The sequence below is a fragment of the Priestia sp. FSL H7-0729 genome, from assembly GCF_038005685.1.
In the GTDB taxonomy this organism is placed as follows: Bacteria; Bacillota; Bacilli; order Paenibacillales; family Paenibacillaceae; genus Paenibacillus.
In genome coordinates, this window is record NZ_JBBOTQ010000001.1 from 550,044 (window position 1) to 569,857 (window position 19,814).

Here is a 19,814-nt window from a genome sequence, read left to right on the forward strand (position 1 = left end):
TTCCCCTACTTTTCTTCAGAATATGTCATCTGCCTGAGGCTGATTCTTTGAATGTGCATAAGCGGAAAGAAAGACGCGTACACCCTCAGTGATAATATGTCTCGTTTGTTCGACATCCACACTCCCTGTTCTTCTAGGTTGATTAAACACCAATAGAATCGTTAATGCAGCGAAGTGTTTGGTAGCCATTTTAGGATCTGGCACATCGATTAATCCCTTTTGACCCAACTCTGTAAATCGCCTCATGATCCCCTCTTCTGTTGCGTTATCCAGCCTTTCAAATAACGAGTCTGGCAGGTTGGCTTCTTCCACCATAACCAGCCGGATCAAAGCCATGTAGTCGGCCGAACCGTTCGCGGAAGCTACAATTTGTTCACAGAATAAGATGAGGGCCTGCTGCAGATCCTGGAATTCCAAGAGATGGTCTGTAATCCCTTGCTCAATCATCTCAAGAACGGCCAAACTGGATTCTTCCACAACGGCAAGCAGTAGGTTCTGCTTGTCGCCATAGTAATCATACACTGTCCGTTTGGAGACTCCCGCTTGAGCTGCGACCGCATCGACGCTGGACCGTTCAAATCCATCTGCAAGAAACAGTTCTCGTGCTGCCACTATAATTTTGGCTCGTTTGTCAGCAGAGCCTTTGCGGATTTTCTTTTTTTCCGTCATATCCATTCTTATGATGCCCCCTACATGTATTCGATCTGAAATCAACTAGAGTTAAAGCTTTGTTTACAAACTACACTGCACGGTGTAGTATAGCAAATGTAGCATATTAAATCAATGATCAAGGAGGATTCTACCATGAATACCAAGCGGTCTTTTGTTGATGTTCTCATTGTTGGGGCCGGACCCACAGGGCTTACACTTGCCTGCGATCTTGCCCGTCGAAACGTTGACCATCGGATTATTGAACGAAGCTCCGTATATAACGTTGCCTCTCGCGCGAAAGCAATCCAGCCTCGCTCGCTTGAAGTTGTCGATGATTTGGACGCTGTTCACTACATCACTGACACTGGTGTTGTAGATTTGCCTGTTCGTTATTATACCGCAGATGGCACAAGTGTGGAGAAGCCGACGATTACTGTTGCAGCCAGCGCCGAACTTGAAACGCCCTATCGTGATCCGGTCTGGATTGCTCAATTTGATGTGGAAAAAGCATTGCGCGATCAATATGCAGAGCTTGGCGGTCAAGTTGAGTTAGGCATGGAAGCTGTGGGGCTGGTTCAGGATGTGGATGGTGTAACGGTGACCGTGAATTCCCCACAAGGAGAAGAACACATTCGTGCTCGTTATGTCGTCGGCGCTGACGGGGGAAAAAGCAATATCCGGAAGTTTATTCACTTACCGCTGGTTGGAGAAACACATGATCATGAGCGCTGGTATCTTGGCGATGTACGATTGGAAGGATTAGATCGTGACCATATCCATATCTGGACATCTTCAGAGGGAATGGTCGGAGTGACACCGCTGCCGAAATCCGATATTTGGCAGCTGCAGGCTACAATTCCGGAAGATATCGATGAACCAGAGCAGCCGTCGCTGGAAGCATATCAAGCGATGTTTGACCGCAGGGCCGGGGCCGGACGTGTTCAGTTCACGGATGCTTCCTGGCTCTCCATTTACCGGGTCAACATTCGGATGGTTGAACGTTACCGCAATGACCGGGTATTTCTTGCCGGCGATGCTGCTCATGTTCATTCACCAGCCGGCGGACAAGGCATGAATACGGGGATGCAGGATGCGTACAACCTTGGCTGGAAACTGGCGGCTGTGCTACGGGGAGCGGATACTACCTTACTCGACACTTACGATGAGGAGCGTCGCCCAGTGGCTCAAGCCGTGCTTGAAGACAGCACGAAGAAGATGGGAGTGGTCATAGGAACGGCGACTGAAGGCGGTGGATTGTCCCAATCTTTGAGCACCATATCCGACGATCTGACGAGCGGTCTTCTGATTTCCTATCGGTCTAGTTCTATAATCCGTCCGTCTGCACTGACACATGCTGCCTGTTTATGTCCTGGGGATCGTGCTCCTAATGCTACAGGCCTGCAAGGCACCGGCTTTGCTGGAAGTATCTTTGACCTATTGCGTGGCCCTCACTGGACGCTTTTGGTATTTGCAGACCACACCCATCCTTCGCTGAATAACTTCACTAACGATGAACTCCATGTGCACCATATCCTGCCATCCAACGTAGTGGGAGCGGAAGGCATAATAGACGCAGCAGGCAATGCCTATCGAATTTACGATGTAGCAAGTGAAGAACTCATATTGATTCGTCCCGACGGTTACATCGCACTGCGTACATCCATGGATGAACCCACATTGATTTCGAATTACTTGAATTCCATCTATCGCGCAAACTGATCTGCCCAATCGGAATATGAGTCTTGTCTTCGGTTGGAGACAAGAACATATTCCGATAAAAAAAAGCCGTTAAATCAACGGCGCGAATTTTGATTCATGAACCACCTATATCGTTTAACTTTATTCCATCAGAAGAAATATCGTTATGATAGTTATCTTCATCATAGTAATGTTCAAACTTTCTATTCATTTTACTAGCTATGAAGTGGGTTCTGCGGGAATGAACAATGGCTCTAATGACAAAAAACAGAGCTAATAATGTAAGAACAGCATATATGATAGTCATAGTCACAGACAAACTCCTTTCTAGAAGGTGAAAGTCACTTCTTTTACCATTCAACCTGATCAAAACGCATGTCTTTATAGTAGAACTCTCGATCCTGTTCCGTAATCTCACGAAGAACTCTGCATGGATTGCCAACAGCGATTACGTTTGCAGGCACATCCTTGGTTACAACACTGCCGGCACCAATAACACTGCCCTCTCCAATTGTGACTCCTGGTAGAATAATCGCTCCGCTCCCAATCCACGCTCCATCTTCAATCACAACTGGTAATGCAAACATCCCGCCTTCTTTACGCTTCTCAGGGTGTACAGGATGACTCGTTACAGCAATCGTTACATTTGGGCCAAACATGACATCATTCCCAATGGTTACTTTATAGTCATCCACCACAGTTAGATTAAAATTGATATATACATTATTTCCTACGGTCGTAGTTGATCCATATGACATGCGGAGCGGAGGTTCCATCCATACATTTTCCCCTATACTACCAAAAAGTTGTTTCATTAAGGCTTTGCGCTTCTCTACCTCATCTGGATGCAAATTATTGATTTCATAGCATAGTGCCTTACCTCGCTGGCGTGCCTTGGCTAATGCCTCAGCTTCTTTCGGGTAATTCGCATCATCATCCGTAAATAATTGTTTGCTTGCCATTCGTTCTTGAATATTCATATACTCTTCTCCTTTATCCCTGGTTAAGATCAGGTTTCTTAAAGTTTCTAGTTAAGTTGTTCAGCCACTTATATTGACGGTATCGCACCAAAGCAATAGGCAGTTTGATTAACTCGTCTAAGCTGATGATGACGTACAAGAAAATGGGAGACACTTGCCAGACAAAAGCGCACAGGTAACTAAGTGGAAGAATAATAAACCACATGACAACCATGTCGCACCATAATCCGAACTTCGCATCTCCACCAGCCGGGAATATACCTGCTATCGTTGTGGAGTTAAACGACTTTGCAATACAGTAATATGCACTAATGTATAACATGCCATCCAGATAGCTTTGAGCAACTGGACTCAGATTGACGATGGAGTAAACCAAAGGTTTAATAAGCAAAATGGTACAGCCTGCAATGACTCCAAAAATGAAAGCATAATAACACATATGGTTACCCGCATACTTTGCTTTCTCCATTTCCCCCTGTCCAAGATACTTTCCAACCAGTACAGAGCCCCCGGTAGCTATGCCACCACAGAGAATAACCGCCAAGTTTTTGACTACAGATGCGATCGAGTTCGCCGCTACCATATCGGAGTTCACATGGCCTATAATGGCAGCTGTAGCAGTAAGTGCTCCTCCCCATACGATATAATTCCCCTGCACAGGCAGAGTATATCTCAGGAAATCCTTCAATAAATTACGCTGCATACTGTCACGTACCGGTAAACGAAAGCGAATAGATCCCTTAGTATAGGAATGAATCACACAACATGCCAGTTCTATTACACGTGCCAATACCGTGGCAAGAGCAACTGCCGCAATCGCAAGTTCCGGGTTGGACGGAAATAGTACAAAAATGCAAATGGCATTAAATATAATGTTCAAAACCAAGCATAAAGAACTGATCCAAGCACTGAGTTTTGCATTTTCCATACTTCGAATCACACTCAGATACATCTGCGATAATCCCATGAAGAGGTAAGAAAAGGAATTGAACTGTAAGAACCTTGAACCATATTGAATCAATTCAGGATCATTGGTGAACAAGTGCATTAGTGCTTCTGGAAACAGAAAGGAAGACAAGAAAAACAGGATCGATATGCATAGGGAGCATACACAGGCGATACTTAGAATGCGCTGTATGGTTACTGTATCCTTCTTTCCCCAGTACTGAGCAGTGAGGATACTCGCCCCGGCTGACAACCCCATATAAAATAATGTTAATGTGAAGGTGACTTGTCCTGCGAGCGATACGGCCGCCATTGCCGATTGGCTCATCATACCCAGCATAATGACATCAACAGATATTACCGTTGCTGATATTAGATTCTGTAATGCAATGGGGATCACAAGCGATATTAACTCTCGATTAAAGTCTCGTTTGCCGAAACCTTGAAGTTGCATGCGTTTTCTCACCTCTATCTTTCCTCTCCGTTGTTTTCGATAATATAAGAATAGGATACTTTAATTGTTGTTTCCATCACTATTGGCTATACTTTTGTTAATATCGTGTACATTTGTGTAAAGAGGGGATTCTCAATGACAGATTTAGAAGTGTTCTCTGATTTATCAGAACGGTTGGATTATAATCTTCCTGACTTACCCCTGTATGTCCGTAAAGGAAGTCTTCATCAATTTAGTAATCATGCAGCAGTTGCACATTGGCATGTGGATCTGGAGTTTATCTATATATTAAAGGGATCGATGAATTTCTCTGTTAATGGAGTTATCACTCGATTGCATCAAGGAGATGGACTATTTGTGAACAGCCAACGTTTGCATTATGGTTTCGCTGTTGCGGATCACAACGATTGTTCGTTCCTGGTGGTCGTTATCCATCCGTCTATCCTTGGTGAGAAAACGTCGTATCTTCAGACGTACTGGGAGGAGAAATTCAGTTCCAACATGGCTGATTTTGTTGTGCTCACGGAGCAGATAACCTGGCAACAAAACATCGTACAGTCCATTCAGGAACTCTATGGGGAAATGCATAGGGAACATACGCCTCCCAATCCACTTCGTTTGGTATCCCAAGCGTTGTCACTGTGTGCTACAATTGGCGATCAGTTAAAGCCCGTTTCCGGTCAGCCTGGCATACTAACGCATGTTCAGGAAATGACTCAATTCATTCACCATAACTATGATCAGAAGATAACGCTTGAGGAGATCGCATCTGCCGGAGCTGTTTGCAGAAGCCGTTGTTGTAAGTTGTTTAACAAATATGTAGGCCAATCGCCGAACAACTATGTCACGCAGTATCGAGTTCAGAAAAGCTGTGAAATGTTAAAAGAAACACGAAGATCCATAAGTGAAATTGCACTTGCCTGCGGTTTTCAAAGCTCAAGTTATTTCACCTCCATTTTCCGTAAACAGATGGGTGTAGTTCCACAGCACTATCGTAAACAAGTAACGTACAACGAATCGGACTCCAAATAACGTTTATTATCCAATGAAAATAAGGCAATCTTATGATTGCCCTATCGATTCGAATATGCAATACCTCTTAATAGACAAGTATTACTGCAAATCCAGTATTTTTTGAACCGTTAGAAGAACGCCATTCTCTTCGTTGGATTTCGTGATGAAATTTGCTGCTTTTTTCGTATTATCACAAGCATTACTTACTGCAAAACTATATTTGGCAATGGCCATGAGCTCCACATCATTCTCACCGTCACCGAATGACATCGTCTCCTCATAAGTGACACCGAGCATGTCTTGCAGCTTCTTAACAGTCTCTCCTTTATGTGTGTGTAATGCTGTTATATCCAGCCATTTAGCCTCGGAGTCAACAATGTAAATCTGTCCGATCATTGTACCCTCCACATGTGCTCTTAATGCTGTACTGCGTCCTTCCGTATCAAAGACCGTAATTTTGATAAAATGACTCTCGATCGTTTCAAAGGAATCTGTTTTGATTACACGTTCATAAGAGCCCTTCACGACTTCATACATTTCTTCCGAAATGGAAGAATGAACGTAAGCAGCATCGCTTGCACATACGATAAGAGTCATCGTGTTGTCGAAATCCTGAATTCGATGAATTGCCTTCAAGGCGAGATCCTTATTCATGCTGAACTCTTTGACAACTTCACCATCTTTTTTAATTCGAGCAGCACTATCACCCAGGATCCAAACGCCTTTTCCATGCTCATCAAACAGTTTCTCTACGCGTTCACATTGTTTCCCGGTACATGCGACAAAGGTGACTCCTTTTTGCTGCATCTCTGCGTACACTTTTTTGAAGAGTTCGACATCATACGAACCTTTGTTGTTGAGGAACGTTCCATCTAAATCAGTGACTACCAGTTTAATCATCTTAATGCCTCCATATTTTAGTATGTCCTATTTGTCTTTTGAATTGAGACCACATCTTTATTTATACACTTTATAATGTATATTTAATAAGTGTTTAAAAAAAGAGAACTATCGTGACTTGCATTTAAGATTGTGTGATCTCTCTCTACAATTCAAGATTAAGGTATGTAACTGGTTTCATGTCAACATTTATTTTGAATTTAACATGAATAACATCGCCGCCACAAAAGATGATTGCAGTCTATCCGCTCATTCTAGAACGATTGAATTGGTCATAATACGTTGCAAAAAATCATCTAAATGGTCTGCGACTTTGGTGAGTTCTTCAAATTCAGGTTCTTCTCCATGCACAATTGAACCTATCTCGTTAAACAGATCAATCGCGTAGAACGAATATCCTTCATGTACAGATGACGATTGGCAGGTAATGATCCCACCACGTCTTAATCTCTGATGACCATTGATCATCTCCAGCTGCTGCTTCCAAGCTGAGTAATTCAAATTCATTCCATCGAAATTCCGTATCTGCGCTGTGATTATATTCATCTTCACACAGGAACCATGTCTGCTCACTAGGTGAAATACATTGTTTTACAACACGTAACAAATCTAAATATTGATCAGGAATGTTGTTGTATCTGATCCTCACATCCAGATCTAAATTTAAATCACGATCTGTTTTGGAGCTGATTGTCCAACCGTTGGTTTCAGCCCACGTTAGAAATTCATGGATTTTACTCACTACTGTGCACCTTCTTCCTCCAAATATCGTACAAGCTTAGCAATGAATATATTCGCCCGAAAGCTGAACCTCTGAATGTATGTAGGGGTCAATGACAGTTTAGTCCCTTTCCATGTCTTTGCTTAGATTACATTCATTTTACCATTTTCCGCTCGGTTGTAGAAACAATAGGATGCTCCTTCACCATGTGTTCAAATATAAAATCTGGGCTCTCACCCATTCCCCTGTTCAATTGCCTACATACAATACATTAGACTAATGAACAGGAGTGATGTGATATGACATTTTTACCTCCTTTTGGACCTGGCGGAGGATTTGGCGGACCTTGGGGTCCCGGAGGACCCGGAGGACCCGGAGGACCTGGTGGAATGCCTGGTCCGCCATCGTTCCCCGGAGGTGGGGGCGGCGGCGGACCACAAGGCGTGCAGGCACCTAGTGGTCCGCCGCCATCATTCATTCCACAGCAACCCGCTTCGTTGTTTGCAGTAGATCCAAGAGCCATCTCTGGCTGTCTGTTTCGCTACACATATATTTGGCCGGATCGTGGTCCCGGCTTCTGGATGTACCCCGTATTTGTAGGTAGAAATTCGGTGGCTGGCTTCCGCTGGAATGGCTTTTTCTGGCTATATACCGGTATTGATCTGCAGCGAATCAGCTCGTTTAGCTGTTTCTAGAAGTAATCCCCCTGTATACGGATCAGTCCGCATACAGGGGGATTTGGATTTTTGGACTAATTCAGCTTGTCTAAAGCAACTTAATCAGTTTTTCCAGTTCATCAACCAAACTTTTTGCAAGTTCAAAATTAGTATCTTTCAAAGCCAATTCGATTTTCATTTCAACAGACTTTTTCTTTTGTTCCGCTTCCAGGTAGTTTTCATCAAAATGACTCGTATAAATCATCTCTCTAAATTCTTCTATACTCATTTTACTAATTGTTTTGTCCTTAATTATTAGAACATAATCCATACCATTCACAACAGAGTAGAAATCATGAGAAATCATGAGAATCGCACCTTTATAGTCCTCAATAGCTTTCTCCAATGCGATTTGGCTATAGATGTCTAAATGGCTTGTCGGTTCATCCAGAAGCAACACGCTCGCTTGACTGGCAGCAACTTTAGCCAATTGAAGCATGTTTTTTTCTCCGCCAGATAAAGACTCTATTTTTTGATCAAGGATTTCTCCTTCGAAGCCATAGTCCACAAGATGCGATCTAATCTCATCATACGTTTGAAACCCAGCATCAATAAAGTCATTTAGTATGGTATTCGAATCCTTGAGCATTTCGCCTTGAAACTGGGATAAATAAGCCATTGTAGCATCAGCATTTATTTGGATGGAGTCCTGATTATTTTGGAAGATTTCTCGAAGTAAAGTCGTTTTCCCGGTACCGTTTGGACCGATCAGGGCTACTTTATCTGTCGATTTGATCTCAAAGTTCACATTTTCCAAAAGCAACTCATCAAAGGAAACGCTGTAGTTATTGACGTTAACCACAACGTTGTCTTCCATTTCCTTATCGATACCAAAACGGATATTCGGCTGTTTGATATCAACAAAGGGCTCTTTTATTCGACGTGCTTCCAATCTCTCTTGAAACCTGACTCTGGCTTTTAATGCTCTCCCTCGGGAGGCTTCCGAATTATACGTGGCGATCTCTCTAAGATTGTCGATGATATGATCGTATCTCTCAATTTCTTCAGCTTCAGCAACCGCGATTTCTTGCAGCTCGATCTTTGTCTGAAGCAGCGAGAAGTTGTAGTCGATGTATCGCCCGTCAAACTCTTGAATCTCTGTGTTTTCAAGGTGTATTATTTTATTGAAACAATGATTCAATAGATAGCGGTTGTGCGTAACAACGAGAAGCATTCCCTTGTGGGAATTAATCAATTTTTTAAGTGCATTCAGGTTTTCAAAGTCTAAAAACACATCGGGTTCGTCCATGATCATTAAGTCGGGACGATTCAGCATTTCTTTCATCACTTGAATAAGTTTGAATTCCCCGCCGCTTAATTCGGATAGATCAAGGTCTTTTATCTTCATGAGGTCGGCCAGGTTTAGCTGTTTATTAATGGTGTTTTCGAAATTATCCCCATCCATTGCCTCAAAGGCATCCAAAGCCAATTGAACCTTTTCCAGCAGCGAATCCATATCCGATGTAGTTGCCATTTCCGCATAGAGGGCAGTGAGTTCATCCTGTATCTTGATGAATTCTTCTCCGATATATTCAAAAACGGTCATTTCTTTTGTGCTGTCGACTTGGGAGAACTGACTCACATATCCGATTTTGCAATCGGGGTCTATCTCTAACTTGCCATCAAACAAATATCTTTCCGGATCCATCAATATATCGATCAGTGTACTTTTCCCACTGCCACTGGTTCCTATAAAAGCGCAATGTTGCGCCTCTTCAAGCGTAAATGAAATGTCTTGATATAGTTCTTTTTGCGGAAACGAGAAGCTTAAGTTATCAACTTTTATCATAGTGTTACCTTTCTTTATAACTAAAATGGTGAGTATATTAAATAATTTGTCGAACACAGACTTTTAGAGTAACACTGATTACCACCAAGTACAATCCATTTGTAGTCCTTACCCTCACTCAAAAATTAGAAAAGTTTCTTTAGCAAGTCCCTTCCAAACTATATGTATATACAAATTTAGAATCAGTCTTCATTTCCCCCTTCAATGTTACGATAAATAGTATGGGGTTTTACATATAAACCATATTGCTTTATTACATCCAAGGGGGAACACAACGTGAGAAAGACTCTCAAAAAAAAGATGGATTTAAGGTTTAAACTGTATTTAATCATATTGGTTCCATTACTGGCCATGGGCGGCCTCATCATGTGGACAACCATTGACTCCAGTAAAAATGCATCTGTAATGACCATGCAGCATAAGAATCAGCAGTTAGCAGTAAACACCGCCTCCCTGCTAGGCCAGGAATCGGAATCAATCAAGACATTATCCTCCACGGCTTCAGAGGAAAGCGATGAATACAAAAGTCTTAGAGACGAACTCGTTAAAGTCCGGCTTCAATCGGGGGCCCTCTATGTATATATGTATAACAAAACGTCAGACGGGTGGATTTACACGGTAGATGGAGCGGATTGGGATGACACGGAATATAGCGCTTATGGGACGGCAATGGAATTCAATGCCCAGATTCAGGAACGTTTGTTAAGCGGTGAAGTCGTTACTACAGGCATTGTGGATGATCCAACCTGGGGACAGCTTCTTTCCTCCTTTACACCAATCAAGGATTCGCAAGGTACGATTATTGGCTATCTGGGCATTGATATTTCGGCTGCAGCAGTAAATCAAGTGTCTGCTGAATCGGTGAATAATGCGTATCGGACCATTATTCCAATTTTTGTGGTTGTACTGATTCTATCACTGGTCATGATGCTATTGGTGGTAAGAGGCATTCTCAGACAAGTACGCGATATTAAGTCAAGTCTGGAACAGGTCGCGGATGGGAATCTCAAAGTTGTATCCGCACATATGACCAACGATCAGCTCGGTGACATCAGTGATTTGATTAATGTCATGGTTGCGCAATTGACGAACATACTGATGGGAATACAACAAGGTTCGAATACGCTCCAGCAGTCCTCGGCCAATATTGCGGAAACGGCTCAGACGAACCAACGTCAGACGGAAGAACTCTCCAGAGCAATCGAGGAAATTGCTATAGGCTCCATGAAACAGGCAGAAGAAACTGAACATTCCGTCCAACATTCGGAGAATCTCGGCATAATCATGGATGAAGTAGGTTCTTATGTGCAACAGTTTACCCATACTTCAGAGCAGCTGTCTGCCGTACAAGTACAAGTTACACGTGAACATGAAGTTCTGCTTGAGAAAGGCCGGGAGAATGCCAAGCGGGTTGAGCATCAGCAGGAAATTTCCAGGTCTCTAACCACTCAATCGGAACTCGCATCCTCTATTAGCGGTCAAATTCACAATATCCTGAAACAAACCCAGATTCTATCGCTGAATGCTTCAATTGAGGCAGCCCGTGCTGGCGAAGCAGGTAAAGGATTTGCGGTCGTTGCTGGTGAAATGGGACAGCTCGCTCAGCAGTCCGAACGTTCGATCCAGGAGATTGATGTAATCCTGGGTTCATTTGTTCAAGAAATTCACCGGATGGGCAGTCATTTTGAAGCGAATATGGTGGCGGTTAAGGAACAGGAAGAACAGATCGCTGAATGCCTTCAGGCCTTCAGACAGGTTAGCCTTTTATCGACTGAAGTGCACGAGCTTGCTCAGCGTTTGGAAAACCGTACGATGGATATGCATTCTATTCGTCAGGAAGTGGAACAGCACCTAAGCTATATTGCTTCTGCAACGGAGGAAACTTCGGCCATGGCTGAAGAAGTCACCGCCAGTGCTGTGGAGCAGCAGCGATCGGCGAGTGAACTGTCGAACATCTCCGGGCAGCTCGCCGGCCTTGCTGGCAACCTCAAATCCTATTCCGATCAATTTCAGATCGAAGCCGCTAAATTAGTTCCCGATCTCATTAAGGGTGATTCCATCACTGATTGAGAACTGAAATTCTTTTGCGAACAAGACGAATGCATACAGCTACACCAAATTATTAGGAGATTTGTCACGTTGACTAATTAACGATTCCTCATTTATAATTCGGACATCGAAAGCCAAGCAGATACTGCTTGCCAGGTAAGACTGAACTATAGATCTGTAAACAAAACTCAACCGTGAAAGATGTGAGTAACTATGAGTAAACAAAAGGTATACTACGGTAAAGATATCGAGGTCATGTTTAATTCGGATGTCTGCATTCATTCCGGGATTTGCGTAAAGGGCCTTCCTGCTGTTTTTGATTTAAGCAAGCGTCCCTGGGTTGATCCTGATGGTGACACTTCAGATGCCATTGCCCGGCATATTGACACATGTCCAAGCGGAGCATTGACGTACAAGCTTCTGAAAGATGAATACTCAACAAAGAAAGAGGATGAACATGCATAATGTAGAACATGAAGTCGCCAACAAAAGATTTCTTATTCAAGATAACGGCGACATTGCTGCAGTGATGACGTATGTAATCTCAAGTCCAGAGCTGTACATTATTGATCACACATTGGTCGAAAATGCATACCGAGGACAAGGGCTTGGCGATGAGCTCATCAAAGCTATGGTGGAATACGCGCGGGAAAACGGAATTAAAATTTTACCTTTATGCCCTTTTGCCAAGGGACGTTTCGAGCGCATCTCTGAATACGCGGATGTTCTTCATCAATAATACTAGGGCTAATATTCGCAGTTGATTTTTATAGGGTTACACAACAATAAAGGCGTCTATATCATTCAGACCATGATATAGACGCCTTTTTACGTTTTCTGCTTATTCCTTATCGCTTAAACCAACAATGGTTTCGAACGGTCGCAACACTAGAGGCAGCATGCCATCCTTATAGTTGGTAAGCCAGATCTCTGAGAAGTTGAGGTTAAGCTCATCTTCCTCAAGCTCCACGATATGTTCGGTTAGATTGATGACAACCAGCACCTGTTGGTCTGCGAGTGTACGTGTATAGGCATATACACTCGGATGATCCGGCATAAGAAGCTCATAAATACCATAAGTCAGCGTATCATGCTCTTTTCGCAGCTGAATCATTTGTTTATAAAAGTGAAGGATGGAACCTGGTTCCTGGAGTTGTTTCTCTACATTAATATGGACGTAATTGTCATTCACCTTCAGCCATGGCGTACCGCTAGTAAACCCGGCCTGTTTGGCCGAAGACCACTGCATCGGCGTTCTGGAATTGTCACGACTTGAAGCCCAGATGATGTTCATGATCTCCTCATGCGACATCCCTTCTTCACGTTTGATCTGATACATATTCCGATCGGCTATGTCGTTATAATCTTCTATAGAGGGGTAAGCCACGTTGGTCATGCCTATTTCTTGCCCTTGATATATGAAAGGCGTACCTTGCATGAAAAAGTACATGGCGCCAAGCGCAGTGGCACTTTCATACCAATATGCACTGTCATTTCCCCAAGATGAAACTTTGCGGGGCTGATCATGATTCTCAATAAACAAAGCATTCCAGCCGACGTTTTCCAGTGATTTTTGCCACTTGGTCAAGACGGTTTTCAATTTGGGGATATCCAGTTCTCTGTCCGTGCTGTTTTTCCAAAGATCAAGATGTTCGAATTGGAAGACCATATTAAATTTCCCTCTGACTTCACAGATCCAATCCAGCAGATCTTCCTGGTCCTCTACCTTTACTCCGTTCGCTTCCCCAACAGCCACGACGTCATATCTGGACAATGTATTCTCTTTCATTTCTTGCAGATAACTCTGGATTCCCTTCACATTCATATGTTTTTCAAAAGAAGAGATGTATTTAAAGCCTTCCTTGAATGGCATATCCAACAAGCCCTCTTCTTTGTGAATATGGCTAATGGCATCAACACGGAACCCATCAATCCCTTTATCCAGCCACCAATTCATCATTTCATATATTGATTTACGAACATCTTTATTAGCCCAATTCAAATCCGGTTGTTTTTTGGAGAACAGATGGAGATAGTACTGTCCGGAGACTTCATCATATTCCCAGGCAGAACCGCCAAAGATGCTCTCCCAGTTATTTGGTTCCTCACCGTTCTTCCCATCTCTCCAGATGTACCAGTCTCGTTTAGGGTTATCCAGCGAAGCTCTGGATTCGATAAACCATGGGTGTTCGTCACTTGTATGATTAATCACCAAGTCCATAATGAGTTTCATGCCGCGATGATGCACTTCATGCAGTAATTGATTAAAGTCTGCCATCGTGCCGAACTCATCCATAATGGAACAGTAATCACTGATGTCATAACCATTATCATCGTTGGGTGATTTATACATCGGGCAGACCCATATCAGATCAATACCGAGATCTTGGATATAATCCAGTTTCGATATGATCCCCTTGATGTCACCAACCCCGTCTCCGTTGGAATCCATAAAACTTCTCGGATAGATTTGATAGGCTACTGCTTCTTTCCACCATACTCTTTTCATTGACTATAATCCTTCTTTCTTGAGAACTGAACATGACATAACGTATTACGTGTAATGCCTTAATTATGAATAAGGTACATTCTTGCTTCATATGGTCGTAATATGCTCTCTGAGTGCTCACCTGTATAATTGGATATCAATAGCTGATTGGAAGCTGTTAAATGTTCCTGAAGCGGAAGTTCGATCGTATTCCCCTGGAAATTGCATACCACAAGAATTATAGTACCATCCAACGTACGGGTATAGGCAAACACGTCCGGGTTTTCTGGAAAGATCAGCTCATAATCACCATATACGATGACTTCATGATCTTTACGTAATTGAATTAACTTCCGGTAATAATGGAATATGGATTCAGGGTTATTCAAACTTTCTTCCGCATGGATATGCTTGTAATTCGGATTCACCTTAATCCAAGGTTCCCCTTGTGTAAAACCTGCGTTATCGGAAGTGTCCCATTGCATAGGTGTGCGTGCATTATCACGTCCCTTGGCGTAGATCGACTCCATCACGCTGCTTTCAGGATAACCTTTCCCCATTCTTTCCTTATAAAAGTTCAGCAATTCAATATCTCGATAATCCTCAATCGCATATTGTACATTCGTCATACCCAATTCTTCACCCTGATAAATATAAGGTGTGCCTTGCATGCCATGAAGAAGGGTAGCCAACATTTTAGCCGATTCGATCCTGAATTCGCCATCGTTCCCCCAACGAGAGACAATTCGGGGCAGATCGTGGTTGTTCCAGAACAAACTGTTCCAGGCTTCGCCCCCCAGCTCCGTCTGCCATTTGGACAGCACTTTTTTCAATTCCAACACATCCAAAGGTTTAAGAGCCCACTTTCCTTTGCCTTCTTGTTCATCCAGGCTGATGTGTTCAAATTGGAAGACCATTGAAAACTCACTACCGTCTGGATTGCTGTACAGTTTGGCAATTTCCGGAGTGGCGCCCCATGTCTCGCCTACGGTCAGAAGGTCTTCCGCGTTTTGGAACGTCTCCTTGCTTAGTTCCCTGATATATTTATGCAGATTTGGTCCGTTGCCCGTAATCTTTGCATCTGGTTCTTTGCCAATTAAGTCGATAACGTCAAGTCGGAAACCACCAACACCCTTGTCGATCCACCAATTGATCATATTGTATATCTCCTGCCGGACTTTGGGGTTTTCCCAGTTGAGATCCGGCTGTTTAACAGAGAATAAATGCAAATAATATTGTCCGATCTCAGGCACCCATTCCCAGGCTGAACCACCGAAGGTGGACCCCAAGTCGTTCGGAGGTGTTCCTTCAACACCATCTCTCCAGACGTAGTAGTCATGGTACGGATTGTCTTTGCCTTTTTTGGCTTCTTGAAACCAGGGGTGTTCATCAGATGTATGGTTCAACACCAGATCCATGATGATCCGAATATCTCGTTTCTTCGCTTCAAGAATTAACGTTTCCATATCTTCCAAAGAACCAAACATCGGATCGATATCCTGATAATCTGAAATATCATAACCGTAATCATCCTGAGGAGACTTGCAAACAGGTGATAACCAGATCGCACCAATGCCGAGTTCTTGCAAATAATCCAATCGGGATACAATGCCCTTCAAGTCGCCGATGCCATCCCCGTTACTATCTTGAAAGCTCCGTGGATATATTTGATACACAACGGTTTCTTTCCACCATTTTTTATTTTCCATGTTCCATTCAACCTCCTTAACGTTATTCTTTGACCGATCCTACGACAATGCCAGTTACAAAGTATTTTTGCAGTAACGGATAAATCAGCAACAGCGGGATAACAGCGACTACGATTTTGGCAGCGTTCAGGTTTTTGTTCGAAATTTCAGTCAAATTGCTGAGTTCGCTGGAATTCGTACCGGCTTGAAGCAAATCGGCAATATTCACGTTAAGGGATTGAATATAGGTCATTAGCGGATAATTGCTGACTTTGGTCATATAGATCAGACCGCTGAAGAAGTCATTCCACGTCCCCACAATACTGAACAAGGCAACTGTCGCCAGCGCTGGAATGGACACGGGAACATACACTTTGAACAAGACTTGAAGCGGATTGGCCCCATCAATGAATGCTGCTTCTTCAAGCGCTTTAGGTACAGCAGAGAAGAAGTTCATCACGAGGATGACACTGAATATCGGGACAGCGCCTGGCAGGACGAGTGCCCAGATCGTATTTAGCATATCCAGGTTTTTGATCAACAGGTAAGTCGGAATCATGCCTCCACTGAACAACATGGCAAAAATCATGATATTCATATAAATATTTCTGCCTTTGAAGTCCCTCTTTGATTTGGATAACGGATAAGCCATCAAAATAATCAAAATCATATTCAGCGCAAGAGTAAGCACGACACGTAGAATGGAGATGCCAAAGGAACGCCAGAACTGTGCATCATCAATAATTTTGGTGTACGCTGCTGTTGTAAAATTGACCGGAACGAGACCTACAGCATTGGCGGATACCGCCTCGCTGCTGCTGAATGATATGGCAACGATATTCCATAACGGAAGAAGGCAGACCAATGCCAGCATAATGACGATGGCATAGATGACAAACCGGCCAATTCGTTCTTTGAAGTTTGCAGAATAGGACACAGGTTTGGCCTCCTTAGAATATTTTTCGATCCGTGTATTTTTTGGCCAACTGGTTGGCAGACATAAGCAGTACAATGCCGATTACAGACTTGAATAAACCAACAGCCGTACCGAAGCTATACTGTCGCCCAACGAGACCGATCCGATAGACATAGGTATCCAGAATGTCGCCCGATTCATAGACAACCGGATTATACAGATTATAAACTTGATCGAAACCTGCGCTCAAAATGTTGGTCAGGCTCATTACGCCCATGAGCAGAATAATAGGCAGCATTCCTGGTAAGGTAATATGCCATACTTTTCTCCACCAACTGGCTCCGTCCATGCCTGCCGCTTCATACAGACCGGGATCAATCGACGTGATCGCAGCCAAATAGACAATGGAACTGTAACCAAACTCCTTCCATACGTCTGTACCGATAATCAGTGGCTGGAACCAGGTGTTGCTGCCAAGGAAATTAATATTTTCGAGGCCAAAGAACGCGAGCATTTGATTCACAATGCCATCCAAACTGAACATGTTGACAACGACCGATGCCAGTACAACCCAGGATAGAAAGTGCGGCAGATAAACGATCGTCTGCACCGATTTTTTAACGTATTTGACACGAATTTCATTTAATAAAACGGAAAAAATGATGGCCATCATCGTTCCAAGTAAAATCTTGCCAATCGCAATCACCAACGTATTGCTGACGACCTGCGCAATATCCGGCAGCTTGAACATATACATAAAATGCTTGAGCCCTACAAATTCAGAGCCAAACATTCCTTTCGCCGGTACATAGTCCTGAAAAGCTGTGATGACACCGACCATCGGGATATAGCTGAATACCAGCAAAAACAAAATACCCGGCAGCATCATCATATGGTACATGGCACCTGGACTGAGGCGCCCTCTCGCTTTCAAATTCCTCTGTTTCATGGATGAACCCCTTTCGTTGAAGAAAGGCTGCATATCGCAGCCCCCTACTGTGCATGGATATTATTGTTTGGATGCGATCTCATCTTCAATTTCCTGAATGACTTGATCACCGCCTTGTTTTTTCCAATTATTAACGAATGTATCGAAGTAATCCAAAGGTTCTGAACCCGTTATGATTTTGATAAACGACTCCTGCTCCAACTTCGTCAGATTGGCCCATGTCTGTTTCATGCTTGGTGTAGTGCCAGAGTAAGCAGGTGTCATCCATACGAATTTGTTTTCCTGTGTCAATTTGTCAATAAGCCCCACTCCGTTGATCCGTGAATGATATTTGGACCAGGCAGTTACATCATCCGTATCCATGTCGCTCAAATAAGTTTTGATGCTTCCGATATTGTTTTTCGATTCGGTTGTTCGAACCTCATCCAGACCAATCTCTCCTTTGATCCCACGAACAACGTCAGAGTAATCATCCAGCAGCGATGTAGCCGAATTGACTTCGATATTAAAAGGTCTCGTAGATCCGTCTACCCCAGTCTCCTGATACTTGGCAGCTTCCGGCATGGTTGTAGCGGCGTTTTTATCATTGGCCAGTTTATCGTAGAACAGGTTAAGAATTTTAACGGCCAGTTCAGGGTGTTCATATCCCTTTCTCACCACGATAAACTGGTTGGATGGATTGGCATGCGCCACGTTAACCTTGCCGTTTGCATCCTCCAGCGTATAAGCCGAGAATTTCGCATTTTTATCCATCTGTTTCGCACTGATCAGTCCCCAGTCAGGGATATGCCAAGGTCCAAAAGCAATACCGCTCTGGCCATTGGCGTAGAGTGCGGTAATATCGTCAAACGTGCGGGTTCCAAATTGCGGGTCAATGATACCATTCTTGAACCAATCCGCCATGATACCCAGCATCTTCTTCGTTGCTTCTGTCGTGGAACCATACACGATTTTGCCGTTTTCACCATTCATCCAATATTGCGGGAAGGCTCCCTCGGTTGAGGCCACACCCAGCATCGTATATGCAGAGCCATTATAATCTGTTGTATTCATCGTGTTCACAAATGGAATACCTACCGGGTTCCCGGATTGGCCAGGGTCTCTTTCCAGGAATTCCTGTGCCGTTTTCTCTACTTCATCGAGCGAGATGGCACCGTCTCCGTCCGCATCAAGTTGAATCCCCAACAGATCCAACCAGTCCTGACGAACCCAAACCATCGTGGGTGCAGAATCCAGAGAAGTCGCCGGAAGTCCCATCAAACGTCCGTCAATCGTCGCATTTTCTAATGCACGGCCATCATAGGAATCGTATATCTGCTTAATATTGTCTGTAGCATATTGATCATATATGGCTGTCAGATCCTCAATCAGATCGTTATCCACCAGTTCTTTCAATTCATCTTTGGAATCAACACGCATCATGTCAGGCAATTCCCCGGATGCGATGGCGAGCGAAACCTGACGGCTATAATCTTCGCCATTGGCTTCAAATTGATCTGAAATCTTAGCGTTAAACGTGTCTTTGACCAGTCGGGTATATGCATTGTTTTCATAGGTATCACCACTCGGCAGTTTTGGATTGGCTGTAGTTACCCGTCCCATGGTTACGGAAATTTCGTCTTTATAGGCACTAAACGGATCTCCCGGCGTTACCTCATATTTGCCTGCTTCCTCTGCAGTAGGAGGAGTGGAAGAGTCTCCACATGCCGCGAGGATTGCTACCATTAAGGCTGACATGGACAGCACGGCCAGACGCTTCGTCAGCAGTTTGCTTTTCATGGACCATTTTGTTTTCATCTAATTCGATTCCCCTTTATTCTGATGTTGATTTTTGTTGGCGCTTTCATTATAAAATG

At 43.6% G+C, this 19,814-nt stretch carries 17 protein-coding genes; 6 read left to right on the forward strand and 11 right to left on the reverse strand.

Annotated features, from left to right (window positions below; genetic code table 11):
- Positions 1 to 15 precede the first annotated feature (15 nt).
- Positions 16 to 675 (reverse strand): TetR/AcrR family transcriptional regulator, encoded by a 660-nt coding sequence (locus tag MHH93_RS02405; RefSeq protein ID WP_500052618.1) that lies wholly within the window; start codon positions 673 to 675, stop codon positions 16 to 18.
- A 129-nt stretch (positions 676 to 804) separates the two neighbouring features.
- Here MHH93_RS02405 and MHH93_RS02410 point away from each other — a divergent pair, with 129 nt between their 5' ends.
- Positions 805 to 2,370, forward strand: a complete 1,566-nt coding sequence (locus MHH93_RS02410; RefSeq protein ID WP_500052619.1) for an FAD-dependent monooxygenase — start codon at positions 805 to 807, stop codon at positions 2,368 to 2,370.
- A 329-nt stretch (positions 2,371 to 2,699) separates the two neighbouring features.
- Here MHH93_RS02410 and MHH93_RS02415 read toward each other — a convergent pair whose 3' ends face one another.
- Both MHH93_RS02415 and MHH93_RS02420 read right to left on the reverse strand, forming a co-directional pair.
- On the reverse strand, positions 2,700 to 3,329 hold the full coding sequence (locus tag MHH93_RS02415; RefSeq protein ID WP_500052620.1) for a sugar O-acetyltransferase: 630 nt from the start codon (positions 3,327 to 3,329) through the stop codon (positions 2,700 to 2,702).
- Between the two features lie 13 nt (positions 3,330 to 3,342).
- Positions 3,343 to 4,740: an MATE family efflux transporter gene (locus MHH93_RS02420; protein ID WP_500052621.1), complete on the reverse strand. Its 1,398-nt coding sequence runs from the start codon at positions 4,738 to 4,740 to the stop codon at positions 3,343 to 3,345.
- A 123-nt stretch (positions 4,741 to 4,863) separates the two neighbouring features.
- On the opposite strand from MHH93_RS02420, the gene MHH93_RS02425 reads away from it, so the two are divergent.
- On the forward strand, positions 4,864 to 5,760 hold the full coding sequence (locus tag MHH93_RS02425; RefSeq protein WP_500052622.1) for an AraC family transcriptional regulator: 897 nt from the start codon (positions 4,864 to 4,866) through the stop codon (positions 5,758 to 5,760).
- A gap of 81 nt (positions 5,761 to 5,841) precedes the next feature.
- On the opposite strand, the gene MHH93_RS02430 is transcribed toward MHH93_RS02425, so the two are convergent.
- Both MHH93_RS02430 and MHH93_RS02435 read right to left on the reverse strand, forming a co-directional pair.
- Entirely contained in the window at positions 5,842 to 6,642 is an 801-nt protein-coding gene (locus tag MHH93_RS02430; RefSeq protein WP_500052623.1) for a Cof-type HAD-IIB family hydrolase, read from the reverse strand.
- Positions 6,643 to 6,891: 249 nt separating this feature from the next.
- A complete protein-coding gene (locus MHH93_RS02435; protein ID WP_500052624.1) occupies positions 6,892 to 7,149 on the reverse strand; it encodes a hypothetical protein in 258 nt (85 codons plus the stop codon).
- A 513-nt stretch (positions 7,150 to 7,662) separates the two neighbouring features.
- Between MHH93_RS02435 and MHH93_RS02440 the strand changes: the two genes are divergently transcribed.
- Positions 7,663 to 8,058, forward strand: a complete 396-nt coding sequence (locus MHH93_RS02440; protein ID WP_500052625.1) for a collagen-like protein — start codon at positions 7,663 to 7,665, stop codon at positions 8,056 to 8,058.
- A gap of 70 nt (positions 8,059 to 8,128) precedes the next feature.
- Here MHH93_RS02440 and MHH93_RS02445 read toward each other — a convergent pair whose 3' ends face one another.
- Positions 8,129 to 9,868: an ABC-F family ATP-binding cassette domain-containing protein gene (locus MHH93_RS02445; protein WP_500052626.1), complete on the reverse strand. Its 1,740-nt coding sequence runs from the start codon at positions 9,866 to 9,868 to the stop codon at positions 8,129 to 8,131.
- 276 nt (positions 9,869 to 10,144) lie between these two features.
- Here MHH93_RS02445 and MHH93_RS02450 point away from each other — a divergent pair, with 276 nt between their 5' ends.
- The 3 genes from MHH93_RS02450 (at position 10,145) to MHH93_RS02460 (ending at position 12,656) form a co-directional block, all read left to right on the forward strand.
- Positions 10,145 to 11,938, forward strand: a complete 1,794-nt coding sequence (locus tag MHH93_RS02450; RefSeq protein ID WP_500052627.1) for a methyl-accepting chemotaxis protein — start codon at positions 10,145 to 10,147, stop codon at positions 11,936 to 11,938.
- A gap of 192 nt (positions 11,939 to 12,130) precedes the next feature.
- Complete coding sequence (locus tag MHH93_RS02455) at positions 12,131 to 12,382, forward strand: (4Fe-4S)-binding protein (RefSeq protein WP_500052628.1); 252 nt, start codon at positions 12,131 to 12,133, stop codon at positions 12,380 to 12,382.
- Positions 12,375 to 12,656, forward strand: a complete 282-nt coding sequence (locus tag MHH93_RS02460) for a GNAT family N-acetyltransferase (protein ID WP_253436160.1) — start codon at positions 12,375 to 12,377, stop codon at positions 12,654 to 12,656. The genes MHH93_RS02455 and MHH93_RS02460 overlap by 8 nt, the downstream gene beginning before the upstream one ends.
- A 102-nt stretch (positions 12,657 to 12,758) precedes the next feature.
- On the opposite strand, the gene MHH93_RS02465 is transcribed toward MHH93_RS02460, so the two are convergent.
- From MHH93_RS02465 to MHH93_RS02485, 5 genes are read right to left on the reverse strand one after another with little or no spacing between them, the layout of a single operon-like run.
- A complete protein-coding gene (locus MHH93_RS02465; protein WP_500052629.1) occupies positions 12,759 to 14,426 on the reverse strand; it encodes a glycoside hydrolase family 13 protein in 1,668 nt (555 codons plus the stop codon).
- Positions 14,427 to 14,485: 59 nt separating this feature from the next.
- A complete protein-coding gene (locus MHH93_RS02470; RefSeq protein WP_500052630.1) occupies positions 14,486 to 16,114 on the reverse strand; it encodes a glycoside hydrolase family 13 protein in 1,629 nt (542 codons plus the stop codon).
- Positions 16,115 to 16,136: 22 nt separating this feature from the next.
- Entirely contained in the window at positions 16,137 to 17,030 is an 894-nt protein-coding gene (locus MHH93_RS02475; protein ID WP_500052631.1) for a carbohydrate ABC transporter permease, read from the reverse strand.
- A 13-nt stretch (positions 17,031 to 17,043) separates the two neighbouring features.
- Positions 17,044 to 17,958 (reverse strand): ABC transporter permease, encoded by a 915-nt coding sequence (locus MHH93_RS02480; protein ID WP_500052632.1) that lies wholly within the window; start codon positions 17,956 to 17,958, stop codon positions 17,044 to 17,046.
- A 60-nt stretch (positions 17,959 to 18,018) separates the two neighbouring features.
- A complete protein-coding gene (locus MHH93_RS02485) occupies positions 18,019 to 19,755 on the reverse strand; it encodes a type 2 periplasmic-binding domain-containing protein (RefSeq protein ID WP_500052633.1) in 1,737 nt (578 codons plus the stop codon).
- Positions 19,756 to 19,814: the final 59 nt, after the last annotated feature.